At 42.7% G+C, this 11,731-nt stretch carries 13 protein-coding genes; 10 read left to right on the forward strand and 3 right to left on the reverse strand.

Annotation, left to right across the window (positions count from 1 at the left end):
• Nucleotides 1-38 precede the first annotated feature (38 nt).
• The 10 genes from MVI27_RS02505 (at nt 39) to MVI27_RS02545 (ending at nt 9,126) form a co-directional block, all read left to right on the forward strand.
• Complete coding sequence (locus MVI27_RS02505; protein ID WP_246959107.1) at nt 39-791, forward strand: hypothetical protein; 753 nt, start codon at nt 39-41, stop codon at nt 789-791.
• Nucleotides 775-900 carry a hypothetical protein gene (locus tag MVI27_RS11840; RefSeq protein WP_281432062.1) on the forward strand — a complete coding sequence of 42 codons (126 nt, stop codon included), beginning with the start codon at nt 775-777 and terminating at the stop codon, nt 898-900. Before MVI27_RS02505 ends, MVI27_RS11840 begins: the two co-directional genes overlap by 17 nt.
• A 394-nt stretch (nt 901-1,294) precedes the next feature.
• Nucleotides 1,295-1,711, forward strand: a complete 417-nt coding sequence (locus MVI27_RS02510) for a hypothetical protein (RefSeq protein ID WP_246959108.1) — start codon at nt 1,295-1,297, stop codon at nt 1,709-1,711.
• Between the two features lie 319 nt (nt 1,712-2,030).
• Nucleotides 2,031-2,765, forward strand: coding sequence for a DUF3667 domain-containing protein (locus tag MVI27_RS02515; RefSeq protein ID WP_246959109.1), 735 nt, complete (start codon nt 2,031-2,033; stop codon nt 2,763-2,765).
• A 255-nt stretch (nt 2,766-3,020) separates the two neighbouring features.
• Nucleotides 3,021-3,362 (forward strand): sodium/glutamate symporter family protein, encoded by a 342-nt coding sequence (locus tag MVI27_RS02520; protein ID WP_246959110.1) that lies wholly within the window; start codon nt 3,021-3,023, stop codon nt 3,360-3,362.
• 153 nt (nt 3,363-3,515) lie between these two features.
• Entirely contained in the window at nt 3,516-4,835 is a 1,320-nt protein-coding gene (locus MVI27_RS02525; protein WP_246959111.1) for a serine hydrolase domain-containing protein, read from the forward strand.
• Between the two features lie 97 nt (nt 4,836-4,932).
• On the forward strand, nt 4,933-5,310 hold the full coding sequence (locus MVI27_RS02530) for a hypothetical protein (RefSeq protein WP_246959112.1): 378 nt from the start codon (nt 4,933-4,935) through the stop codon (nt 5,308-5,310).
• A 330-nt stretch (nt 5,311-5,640) separates the two neighbouring features.
• Nucleotides 5,641-6,636 (forward strand): tRNA dihydrouridine synthase DusB, encoded by a 996-nt coding sequence (dusB, locus tag MVI27_RS02535; protein ID WP_246959113.1) that lies wholly within the window; start codon nt 5,641-5,643, stop codon nt 6,634-6,636.
• A gap of 225 nt (nt 6,637-6,861) precedes the next feature.
• Nucleotides 6,862-7,794 (forward strand): ABC transporter ATP-binding protein, encoded by a 933-nt coding sequence (locus tag MVI27_RS02540; protein ID WP_246959114.1) that lies wholly within the window; start codon nt 6,862-6,864, stop codon nt 7,792-7,794.
• Between the two features lie 21 nt (nt 7,795-7,815).
• Nucleotides 7,816-9,126, forward strand: coding sequence for an ABC transporter permease (locus tag MVI27_RS02545; protein ID WP_246959115.1), 1,311 nt, complete (start codon nt 7,816-7,818; stop codon nt 9,124-9,126).
• 138 nt (nt 9,127-9,264) lie between these two features.
• On the opposite strand, the gene sucD is transcribed toward MVI27_RS02545, so the two are convergent.
• The 3 genes from sucD to efp form a co-directional block, all read right to left on the reverse strand.
• On the reverse strand, nt 9,265-10,137 hold the full coding sequence (gene sucD / locus MVI27_RS02550; protein WP_246959116.1) for a succinate--CoA ligase subunit alpha: 873 nt from the start codon (nt 10,135-10,137) through the stop codon (nt 9,265-9,267).
• Between the two features lie 81 nt (nt 10,138-10,218).
• Nucleotides 10,219-11,121 (reverse strand): UDP-3-O-(3-hydroxymyristoyl)glucosamine N-acyltransferase, encoded by a 903-nt coding sequence (locus MVI27_RS02555; RefSeq protein ID WP_246959117.1) that lies wholly within the window; start codon nt 11,119-11,121, stop codon nt 10,219-10,221.
• A gap of 8 nt (nt 11,122-11,129) precedes the next feature.
• Nucleotides 11,130-11,693, reverse strand: coding sequence for an elongation factor P (efp, locus tag MVI27_RS02560; RefSeq protein WP_246959118.1), 564 nt, complete (start codon nt 11,691-11,693; stop codon nt 11,130-11,132).
• Nucleotides 11,694-11,731: the final 38 nt, after the last annotated feature.

An 11,731-nucleotide genomic window follows, 5' to 3' on the forward strand; every position in this document is an offset into this window, starting at 1 on the left:
CACTCAATACTACCATTTCACCTCTTACACAAAGCGTTATGAAAAGTTCCAAAATTTTACTACTTTCTTTGTTATTAAGCCTTGTCTACTGCAAATCAAAACCAGCCAGCAATGAATCGCAGGAGAAACGATATACTTTGGTTGCAGACGAAGACGGTGTCGTAGCTGAAGTTTTCGACTCCGCTGTGACAGATAAAAATAAATATAATGACAACAACATTATTTTCAAGGTCGGCAAGACCTTTCATTATAATTTTAAGCATATAACGCCCGAAGGTAGAACGCAATATTTCCGCGAGACCGGGATAGAAGATCAATGGGAATTTGTTGCCGCGGCGGCCGCTGATTCTGCTACCATTACTTCCGTAAAAATTGAGGTTTTGAATGGCAATCCAATGGCGGATCATCTTCCGGACTACAACCAAACCGTTTTAGCGTATCAAATGAAAAACAAGAACAGGCGGTCCATGTCCGGCGTAATTGAAAACGAAGCCAATGTGTGGATGCACCCACCACGCGATCTGTATTTTGAAATTCTGGAGTTGAACCCGTTTCCATATATAAAAGCCCCTTACCAAATCGGAACCAGCTGGACCTGGCATCTTACCATTGGGGATGGTTGGAGCGACAAACGCTGGAAGTTGTGGACCGGTCAAATTGAAAATAAATACAGGTATCAGATTACCGGCAAACAGACTCTAAAAAACAAAAATGGGGAAAATACGATGCTTTGTGGTAGAGTCGACGGCTGTCAGCAGGATCGGAAAAACGAAATTGATCGCATATTTTAATCCTCAGTATGGTTTTGTGAAGCTGGACTATACCAATATTGATAACAGCAAGACGATACTGGAGTTAACAAATGTGGAAAACAGGCTACAGCACGATAAAACACTGTAGGCAGGCGGGATATTTTTATGTTTTTTGGGCGGACATTTCGCGCTGTTCGTTCTTACTCCTCGCTCGGTCGGCTCCACTGTGTTCCGCCGCCTCGCTGCGGGGTACCCACTGCCATCGCGGCCGCGGGAAGTGCACCTCTTTACATCTGCATTTATTGAAACATGGGTTTTTATAATAGAGCGCAAGTAAACTGAATTGTACAGAAGTTTTTGAAAATCATATTGATAAAAGAATTACTTTTAGCGGAAACAAGGCTCATCAATTATCATCTTTAAGTTACGAGTTATCGTATCGACATTTACCCTTATAAGATTTTAAAAAAGAACCGCTGCGGTAGGAAGAACTCGCATATTTTAATATTTATTTACAATTTTATAATTAAAAAATAAAAACAATGACTGAACTAACATCTGAGTTTTGGAACACTCTAGCGAGCCAATTGATTCTGATCAGTACTTTATTAGGTGGGTTTTCATTTTCAAATTTATACATCATTGACGGAACGAAAACAGATTCCAAATTAAAAAGTTCGCTTTTCAAAGCTTTAACATTGGCTTGTGCTGGGTTTATTATTTCAATCTTTGCGATGACCAATATAATAATGCGCACCACCCCCGGGTATCCATTTGAAACAACCAACACAGATTTGCTTTTGCCAAGAATTATTGGAACAGCTTCTTTTCTGATTGGACTCATTTCAATTCTCTATGCTATCGCGATTTCAGGACGAATTAAAGATTATAGTTCAAAGACATTTTCATTAATTGTGGGAGTAGTCGCTTTTATACTCATTTTACTAATGCTCAATTAGCAAATCAGATAACACCCGCATGACAAAAGCAATTGATGAATGATTTCTGGGGAAAAGTCTATTACATTGTACTGAACATTAGCAAAGGATTTCTATATCCAGCAGAAAACATCAGTAAAAATTTTGGATAGAAGCAAAAAAATTGATCAGCAGTAAAAACGGTAGGAATAAGCATTTAACGAATGTGGGCCGGCTAGACCATTCCTAAGAATATTATTTATAGTGATTTAAACGATTTTCAGAACTTTATTCTTAACTTTTTATTTTGCTGCGTTTCAGAAAATCATTTTATTAAAGAAGGATAAATCAAAGTCATTTTATGGATATTATTTGTAAAAACTGCGGTGATGTAATTACTAAAAATTACTGCGCGAATTGCGGAGACAATGATTCCGTTCGAAGGATTGACCGAAATTACGCGGTACAGGAAGTTTTGTATTTAATTGGCTTTGAGAAAGGTTTTCTCTACACTGCTAAATTACTGCTGCTTAAGCCTGGACTTTTGTTGCGTACCTATATTCATGAGAGCCGACAAAAAATCACAAAGCCAATTACGTTTCTTGTAATAACTTCCGTAATCTATACGGTGATATCTAAATTTTTCGGCACGGATAAAATAGCTTCAGATTTTTCGGCCAAAGCGTACGGAGACTCTAGTTTAACATCTATCAACATCTGGATTCAGGAAAACATGGGGTATGCTAATATACTGATGATTATGCCAATAACATTTTGGGCCAGAATATTTTTTAAAAAATATGGATATAATTTTTACGAAACGTTTCTTGTCATTTCTTTCGTGATGGGTTTTGGCATGTTAATATTTTCACTAGAACCGCCTATCGCTAATCTTTTTCCCTCAAAAATATTGGTGACTAATAGTTTGCTAGCCTTTTTGGCTTTCATTTATGCAGGATGGGCGATTGGGCAATTTTACGGCAAAACAATTAAAAATTATTTCAAGGCATTTCTGAGTTATATTTTCGGTTTTATAACATTCCAAATCGTAGTTACTATTATTGCGGTAGTGAACAATATGATTCTTAAAAAGTAAAATTATCATCAGATATATATTGTCTTTGAGAATTCAGTTAGCAATATCCGCAAAAATGTTTTACCTTCTTAATTTTTACTTTTTTTAGTGGAATCGGAGAATCTTCGATTTCATTTTTCTTTTTTTTCAGTAATTTATAAGATCTGTAAAAGCATTTGCTCAGGTCGGTTTTCCTTTGAAATTATCTGCAAAGTAGCCCGTCCTTCGCCAATACTTTTTCCGTTGGGTACAATATCAAACCAAAACACAATCAAAATGAAAAAAAATTTACATAAACTTTTTCTGATACTTATCGGAATTGTCTTAATCGGCAAATTATCAAGTTGGTTTTTGAATTACAATGACGAAACAAATCACATTCTCAACATAGGAATGTTCACTCTGATCGGAATCGCATATTTAGTTGGAGGTTTTGTCTGGGGCAAAAAACCGGTTAATATAATTTTTCTGACTTGCGGAACTTATTTAATTATAATGAATTTTATAGGAGATTTCGGATTGAAACCAATAATTGGAATTGTTTGTATTTTAACACCAATGTTAATTGCACGGTTCTCACGTGATGAGACTGATGAAAATGAGCTAGCTGATAAATAAAAAACTGTAGCCAACACTGTATGATTGCAATTACGGCGTATTCGACGGCGTCCGGATTTATTCAGAACTTCTAAAGAAAGTTGGACACCTGCAACTGAATCGTAACTGAAGATTATACGAAACCGTTATGCACAATTAAAACCCACAATATAAATGAAATTTAAACTGATCATATCATTAACGGCATTACTATTCGGTTTTACTGTTTTTGCTCAAAACATCGATATTGAAAAAATTGACAGATTTATAAGCTACATTGAAAATAACGACAGAGGAATTGGAAGCGTTTCCATCTTCAAAGACGGGAAAGAAGTTTACAACAGAAGTTTCGGGCAGTCAAAACTCACAGACATTCAGTATAACGCTGACACGAAATATCATATTGGTTCCATAACCAAAACGATTACAGCAACTTTGATATTTAAACTTATTGAAAGTAACAAGCTACAATTAGACGACAAACTCTCGAAGTTTTATCCAGAAATTCCAAACTCCGATCACATTACAATCAAAAATTTATTGGAACATTCCAGTGGTTTAGGCGATTTTACAAGGAAAAACGACAGCGTAACCTGGCTGACGGAAAAAATAAGCGAGAAAGAAACTTTTGATGAAATTATTAAACAAGGCGTTTCCTTTCAGCCAAGCGAAAAAGTTAATTATTCTAATTCAGGTTATTTTCTCTTGACAAAAATTGTAGCAAAACTCTATAAGAAAGAGTATGCTGCAGTCGTTGCAAAAGAAATTGTCAAACCGTTAAATCTTAATAATTTCTCATCAATAACCTCAAAAACCAAGAACGTTTTTCCGTCTTATGGTTACAACGGAAAATGGGAAAAAGTTACAGATTTTGAGTTTTCAAATGTAATCGGAGTTGGCGATATGGTTGCTACCACAGCGGATTTAAACACATTTCTATATCATTTATTTCAGAGCAAAATCCTGAAAAAAGAAAGTGTGAAGCAGATGAAGCCGGACGTTGCGAGAAAAGAAACCTTTGGCAGAGGATTGATGCGCATCCCTTTTCAGGAGCATATTTTTTCCGGACACGGAGGCACCACCTACGGTACCCACTCAGCAGTGGCGTATAATGAAAAGGATGGGTTGGGATTTAGTCTTATTTTGAACGGAGAACGGTTTCCACATAATGATTTTGCGATTGAGATTTTAAGTATCATTTACGAAAAACCTTATGAAATTCCAGTATTTGCTACTTACAACTTGACATCGGAAGAATTAGACAAGTATTTAGGTGTTTATGTTTCTCTACAAATTCCTTTAAAAATCACAATTACGAAAGAGGGAAACGCTTTGGTTGCACAGGGAACAGGACAGCCAGCGTTTCCGCTTGAAGCAACGGGTAAGCACAAATTTAAGTTTGACCAGGCAGGAGTAAAAGTTGAATTTAACCCGATGGACTATAAAATGATTTTATTTCAAGGCGGAAAACAAATTGAGTTCAGAAGAGAATAACTGTGCATATAATACTAGATTCACTATTGCGCTGTTACCTCAAACATTTCTCTTCAAAGCGATGCATGCTTACTGGCTTGAAAATTAATATATATATATGATGATAAAAATCTTGCCTGCATTATTAATTTTTGCAGTAATCTCCTGTCAAACGGCGGCAGAAGAAAAAGGGATTGCGTTTTCTGTTGAAAACAAATCGGACCATGCTATTGAAAACGTGCGGTTCACAACTTCTGAACATCTGCACGAATGCGTTTTCGACCTTATACAACCGAATGATAAAGTTTTCGATTTTCTGAAGATGCAGGAAAATCAGATTGATGCGAATTATATCCTCGAATTCAGCCGAAAAGGCAAAAGCAAAACCGTGAAAATTTTCGGATACTACACGAACGGCGGACCTTTAGACAAACGGGTAAATATTCAAATAAAAAACGATATAATACTTTCAGATTTTAAAGGCATACCCTATTAGATTCGCCGGCTCAATTACTATTTTCATTGGTGCGATTACCATTTACTTTGTAAATCATATCACAAGCCTCAGGTGAATGGAAAAATATTAAATATGCGATCCGACCAATGCGAATATTAACCTTGGGCAACATTTTTTTACTTAGCAAAGTTCAGGAGGCAGGACGTCGTAACATCACGTTTGGAGTATCCGCCACTGTATATCCATATCCTTCAACGAATAACAAGTTCTGATTTATAAAGGTTGGGCTCGTCATCATTAATTAAAAATATCCCTCTGTGGAATTTCCATCTTTTTTTAAAACAAGCTGACATTTAATATCTTTGCAGTATGATAAAAATCGGCCCGATCCAATTGCCCGAATTTCCGCTGCTGCTGGCTCCTATGGAGGATGTTTCTGATCCGCCCTTTCGCCGTTTGTGCAAAATGCACGGCGCAGACCTGATGTATTCTGAGTTTATTTCCTCGGAAGGCCTGATCCGCGATGCGATGAAAAGCCGTAAGAAACTGGATATTTTCGATTATGAAAGACCGGTGGGCATCCAGATTTTCGGCGGTGATGAGGAAGCCATGGCACTCTCGGCCAAAATTGTGGAAACCGTGAATCCCGACCTGGTGGACATTAACTTCGGCTGCCCGGTGAAAAAAGTGGTATCCAAAGGTGCCGGCGCCGGTGTGCTGAAAGATATTGACCTGATGGTACGGCTAACCAAAGCGGTCGTCAATTCCACCCATCTGCCCGTGACGGTAAAAACGCGGCTGGGCTGGGACACCGAAACCATTAATATTATGGAAGTAGCGGAGCGGCTGCAGGAAACCGGCATCAAAGCGCTGACCATCCACGCCCGCACGCGCGCGCAGATGTATAAAGGCGAAGCCGACTGGAACTACATCTCTGCCGTAAAAAACAATCCGAATATTGAAATTCCGATTTTCGGAAACGGCGATATCGACTCACCGCAGAAAGCTTTGGAATACCGCCAAAAATTTGACTGCGACGGTGTGATGATTGGCCGCGGTGCGATTGGCTATCCCTGGATTTTTAATGAAATCAAACATTTCTTCGAGACAGGCGAAATCCTGCCCGAACCTACGGTGGACCAGCGCCTGGAAGCCGTGCGCCAGCACGCCGAATGGAGCGCCGAATGGAAAGGCGAGCGGCTCGGCCTGATTGAAATGCGCCAGCATTACAGCAATTACTTCCGCGGCATTCCGCACTTCAAAGAGTTCAGAAGAAAATTCCTGGAGGTATTTACACTGGAGGAAATGGATGAAGTGATTGCAGAGGCGGCAGATTTTTACAGTGATTTCGTTTTGCCGAGGTAAAATTTTTTATTGCAGCTGATAATTCCGGGCGCATTTGTGATTCTTTACCAATCGATATAAAAATTCCCAAATAAAACGACTCCCCTAGCCCCGATTGCAGCGGTTACCCCACAGCAGGCGATGGCCCCAGCGTGGGCGCGAGGAGTATGAGCGGAAAGCGGGTTCCCGGCTCCTGAAAAATCCGTACCTTTCTAGCCTTTAATTTTCAACGAAAAATACGAGTCTATGCTCACTGCAGAACACGTAACCAAAACCTATAACGCCGGTAAAAAGCTGGCACTGTCTGATTTTTCCATCCACGTGCCGACCGGCAGCATCTATGGCCTGCTGGGCCCGAACGGTGCCGGCAAAACTACCTTTATCCGCATCATTAACCAGATTACCCAGGCGGATTCCGGAACCATCCGCTTGAACGGCGAACCGCTAAATCCGGATCATATTCGCCAGATCGGCTATATGCCGGAAGAACGCGGCCTCTATAAAAATATGACCGTGGGTGACCAGCTGATTTATTTCGGTGCGCTGAAAGGGATGACCAAACACGATGCGCGCAAGGAAGCGCAGTACTGGTTTGAGCAACTGCAGATTGACCAGTGGTGGAAAAAGAAGCTCAGCGAACTTTCCAAAGGAATGGCACAGAAGATCCAATTTGTGGTCACAGTGCTGCACCGACCGAAACTGCTGATTCTGGATGAGCCTTTCTCCGGTTTTGATCCGGTGAACGCGAACCTGATCAAAGATCAGATTCTGGCGCTGCGCAATAACGGCACAACCATCATCCTCTCCACCCACCGCATGGAAAGTGTGGAAGAAATGTGCGATTCGGTAGCGCTGATCAATCATTCCCGCAAAGTGCTGGACGGTGAAGTGTTCCGGGTGCGCGAACAGTTTAAGAAAAACATTTTTAATATTACACTGGCGGACGCTGATATGGAGCGGTTCCGGACGTTCCGCGAACATTTTGATATTGCTGATATTTCTGAGCGCAACGAACTGCTGAGCTTCACCATCCGCAATGACAGTGACCAGCGTGCGCTGCTGCAGGCACTGCTCGACATCGGCACCATTCGCTCCTTTGACGAGAAAATTCCGGGCATGAATGAAGTCTTCATCAATGCGGTACGCGGCCATGAACCGGCGGCGGCTGAACTTCTGTAAACAAAACTTTAGAACTTTTCCATGAAAAATATTCTGCTGATTACGCAACGCGAATACCTCACGCAGGTGAAGAAAAAATCCTTTGTGCTGCTGACCATTCTGGCGCCGGTGCTGATGATCGGTTTCGGCTTTCTGATTGCTTTTATGCTGAAGGCAAATTCCTCCTCGAGCACCTTTCACGTCATCGACAAGAGCGGCCTGTTTGAAGGCAAACTGGAAAACCGTAAATCGGTCACCTACGTTTTAGTGCCTGAAAACAATGAACAGGCACTGCGCAGCACGCTGAAAGATATGACCGATATTGAAGGACTGCTGATTATTCCAAAGTTGCAGGACCACAATTACGAGCAGTTGCAGAAAAACACGACCTTGCTGGTCAACAAAAAGATTGGATTTGATACAAAAACTGCGGTAGCCTCTGATTTAGGTAAAGTAATCCGTCAGGAAAAAATCCGTGACCTGGGCCTGGAGGAAGCTGAGTTAAAAAGCTTGGACGAAGGATTCGAGCTGCGAACGCAGAATATCGTGGACGAAAAAGACGGCGACAACAGTCTTGCCTTCAGTGTGAAATCCGGATTTGCGCTGGTGATGATGTATGCGGTATTTATGTTTATTATCATCTATGGCGTGCGCGTGATGCGCAGTGTGCTGGAGGAAAAGAACAACCGCGTGGTGGAAATTATTATTTCGTCGGTCAAGCCTTTCGAACTGATGATGGGAAAAATTCTGGGAGTGACCTTTGTGGCGCTGACGCAGTTTTTGGTCTGGATTACCATGGCCGTGCTCGGTGCGCTGTTTCTGAATACAGGCTTAGGGAGTTTGCAACAACAACTGCCGGGCGCCGGTGAGGAAGCCGTGGCACAACTGGACTTCCGGCAGATGGCGGGCGAAATTTCGGGCATTCTGCTGGATATGAATGTGCCGGTGGTCATTGGCGTATTCATCGTCTTCTTTCTGCTCGGCTATGTATTTTACAGCTCGATGTATGCGGCCATCGGTTCCGCGGTGGACAACGAAACCGAAACGCAGCAGTTTACGCTGTTTGCCATCATCCCGCTGATGCTGGGCATGTATGGCAGCATTACCATTATGAACAATCCGGAAGGCCCGCTGGGTTTCTGGTTGTCTATGATTCCGTTTACCTCACCGGTGGCGATGATTGCCCGCATTCCGTTCGGTGTCCCGATGTCGCAGATCCTGCTCTCAGCGGGCTTACTGCTTGCTTCTACCCTTTTCATGGTATTCTTAGCCGGCAAAGTGTACCGCATTGGCATTCTGATGTACGGCAATAAGGCCACGGTGAAGGAATTGTGGAAGTGGATCAGGAGTTAGAACCAGAGCAATTACATTATTATAACAGATGTACAATAAGCGGGCGAGCTACTTGTAATAAGTTGCCCTATATTTTATAAAAAAACGGAGCCACCTGCAATCAGTAGCTCCGCTTGTTTTTACGTACTCCGGAAATGATTATCCCAGCACTTTGGCCACAGTAGCCCCGATTTCTGCCGGAGAATCTACCACGTGGATCCCGTTTTCGCGCATGATGGCCATTTTTGCCTGCGCTGTATCATCAGCACCACCTACGATCGCACCTGCGTGGCCCATGGTTCTTCCCTTAGGAGCTGTTTGTCCTGCAATAAAGCCAACCACCGGCTTGGTAGAACCGGATGCTTTGTACCAGCGGGCTGCTTCTGCTTCCAGGTTTCCGCCGATTTCGCCGATCATCACGACTGCTTCCGTTTCATCATCATTAATGAACAGTTCCAGTGCTTCCTTAGTCGTTGTCCCGATAATCGGGTCTCCGCCGATACCGATTGCCGTGGATACGCCATAACCGGCTTTCACTACCTGATCTGCCGCTTCGTAGGTTAAGGTTCCTGATTTGGACACAATACCGATTTTTCCTTTCTTGAAAACGAAGCCCGGCATAATACCAATTTTCGCTTCATCAGAAGTAATGATTCCCGGGCAGTTAGGCCCGATCAGTCGGCATTCTTTATCAGCGATATATGCTTTTACTTTTACCATGTCTTCCACCGGAATTCCTTCGGTGATGCACACGATTACTTTAATTCCAGCTTCTGCAGCTTCCATGATCGCATCTGCGGCAAACGCCGGCGGTACGAAAATAATGCTCACATTAGCGCCGGCTTTTTCTACCGCGTCAGCAACGGTGTTGAATACAGGTTTGCCCAGGTGCTCAGAACCTCCTTTGCCCGGTGTTACACCACCTACCACGTTGGTTCCGTATTCAATCATTTGTCCGGCGTGGAAAGTTCCCTCGTTTCCGGTGAAACCCTGCACGATTACTTTAGAATCTTTGTTTACTAATACTGACATTTTTTATGCTTTTAGTTTATATAAAATTTTAATGCTTACAAAATTACTTAATAATATTGAAATCAAACGGACCGCTGCCGCTTATTTCAGGTTTTTAAGCTTTACCTCCTTGCGAAGATATTGCTTGAACTCTTCGGCAATCGGGCCGAAATAGGTTCCTTTTTTCAGGTCGCGGTTCACGCCGCATTTCGCCAGCAGAACAGTTCCGCTTTCAATCCGCACGCCCGAAGCCATGCCGACCTGCCCCCAGATGGTTACCTCGTCTTCGATGATGCAGCAGCCTGCAATTCCGGTTTGTGCCGCGATGAGGCATTTTTTACCGATGATGGTATCGTGACCAATCTGAATCTGATTGTCCAGCACGCTGCCTTCCCCAATAATAGTGGAATCCGTTACGCCGCGGTCAATGGTGCAGCCGTTGCCGATCTCAACAAAATCTTCTATAATGACATCGCCCACTGAAAGCAACCGGTCGAACATTCCGTCTTTCTTACGATAATAAAAAGCGTCGCCGCCGATGACCGTGTTGGACTGAATGATCACATTATCGCCGATGACCGTGCGGTCACCAATCACCACGTTCGGATAAATGATGCAGTTGGACCCGATTTTTACATTGGCACCGATGACCGCACTCGGGTGAATATGCGTGTTTTCCCCCACCTGCAAATCATGCAGCATTTCTGCAAACGGCTGCAGTCTGGTAAAGTGGCTGTTTATTTTATTAAAGTCGCCAAACGGATCAGCGGAAACCAGCAAGGCTTTACCGGCAGGGCACGGCACCTCTTTATCAATCAGTATCACCGTCGCAGCGGACTGCAATGCTTTGTCGTAATATTTTGGGTGGTTCACAAAAACAATATCACCGCTTTTTACGCGGTGTATTTCATTGGTTCCCAATACTGGAAAGTCAGCAGGCCCCACCATTTGTGCGCCGATCAGTTCAGCGATGGACAGCAGGGTCTGCGGTTGTTCAAATATCATAAAGCTTTTTACTTAACGCGTTCCAGGTACGAGCCGTCCTCGGTATTTACTTTAATTTTGTCTCCCGGTTCAATGAACAGGGGAACCATCACGCGGGCACCCGTTTCCACCGTTGCATTCTTCAGTGCGTTGGTCGCCGTGTTACCTTTCACGCCGGGATCTGCTTCCACGACATCCAGATATACCGTTGGTGGAAGATCTGCTGACAGCGGCGTTTCATCGGAATCCTTCAGAATGATGGTTACTTCTTCACCAGCTTTCATAAACTGCGAATTCTCAATCATTTCCTTGTTCAGGTAGATTTGGGAGTAATCTTCATTGTTCATAAAGTGGAAACCGTTGTCATCATCGTACAGATACTGAAACTTGCGGGTAATTACTTTTACCTCGTCAATTTTGTGGCCGGCAGAAAAAGTATTTTCCAATACTTTTCCGTTCGTTACCGATTTCATTTTGGTACGCACGAAAGCCGGCCCTTTGCCGGGTTTCACGTGAAGGAATTCAATAATCTTATAGATGTCATTGCTGTATTCAATGCACATCCCTTTCTTAATATCGTTGCTTGTCGCCATTGGGTATGTATGTCTTTTTTAATAGTATATAATCGGGA

Origin of the sequence: Chryseobacterium salipaludis, from assembly GCF_022968825.1 — a bacterium.
Classification (GTDB): Bacteria; Bacteroidota; Bacteroidia; order Flavobacteriales; family Weeksellaceae; genus Kaistella; species Kaistella salipaludis.

Bases quoted from the DNA above. Each gene is read 5' to 3' on its own strand.
- MVI27_RS02505 (WP_246959107.1), top strand. From the start codon at position 39: ATGAAAAGTTCCAAAATTTTACTACTTTCTTTGTTATTAAGCCTTGTC.
- MVI27_RS02510 (WP_246959108.1), top strand. From the start codon at position 1,295: ATGACTGAACTAACATCTGAGTTTTGGAACACTCTAGCGAGCCAATTG.
- MVI27_RS02515 (WP_246959109.1), top strand. From the start codon at position 2,031: ATGGATATTATTTGTAAAAACTGCGGTGATGTAATTACTAAAAATTAC.
- MVI27_RS02520 (WP_246959110.1), top strand. From the start codon at position 3,021: ATGAAAAAAAATTTACATAAACTTTTTCTGATACTTATCGGAATTGTC.
- MVI27_RS02525 (WP_246959111.1), top strand. From the start codon at position 3,516: ATGAAATTTAAACTGATCATATCATTAACGGCATTACTATTCGGTTTT.
- MVI27_RS02530 (WP_246959112.1), top strand. From the start codon at position 4,933: ATGATGATAAAAATCTTGCCTGCATTATTAATTTTTGCAGTAATCTCC.
- dusB (WP_246959113.1), top strand. From the start codon at position 5,641: ATGATAAAAATCGGCCCGATCCAATTGCCCGAATTTCCGCTGCTGCTG.
- MVI27_RS02540 (WP_246959114.1), top strand. From the start codon at position 6,862: ATGCTCACTGCAGAACACGTAACCAAAACCTATAACGCCGGTAAAAAG.
- MVI27_RS02545 (WP_246959115.1), top strand. From the start codon at position 7,816: ATGAAAAATATTCTGCTGATTACGCAACGCGAATACCTCACGCAGGTG.
- sucD (WP_246959116.1), bottom strand. From the start codon at position 10,137: ATGTCAGTATTAGTAAACAAAGATTCTAAAGTAATCGTGCAGGGTTTC.
- MVI27_RS02555 (WP_246959117.1), bottom strand. From the start codon at position 11,121: ATGATATTTGAACAACCGCAGACCCTGCTGTCCATCGCTGAACTGATC.
- efp (WP_246959118.1), bottom strand. From the start codon at position 11,693: ATGGCGACAAGCAACGATATTAAGAAAGGGATGTGCATTGAATACAGC.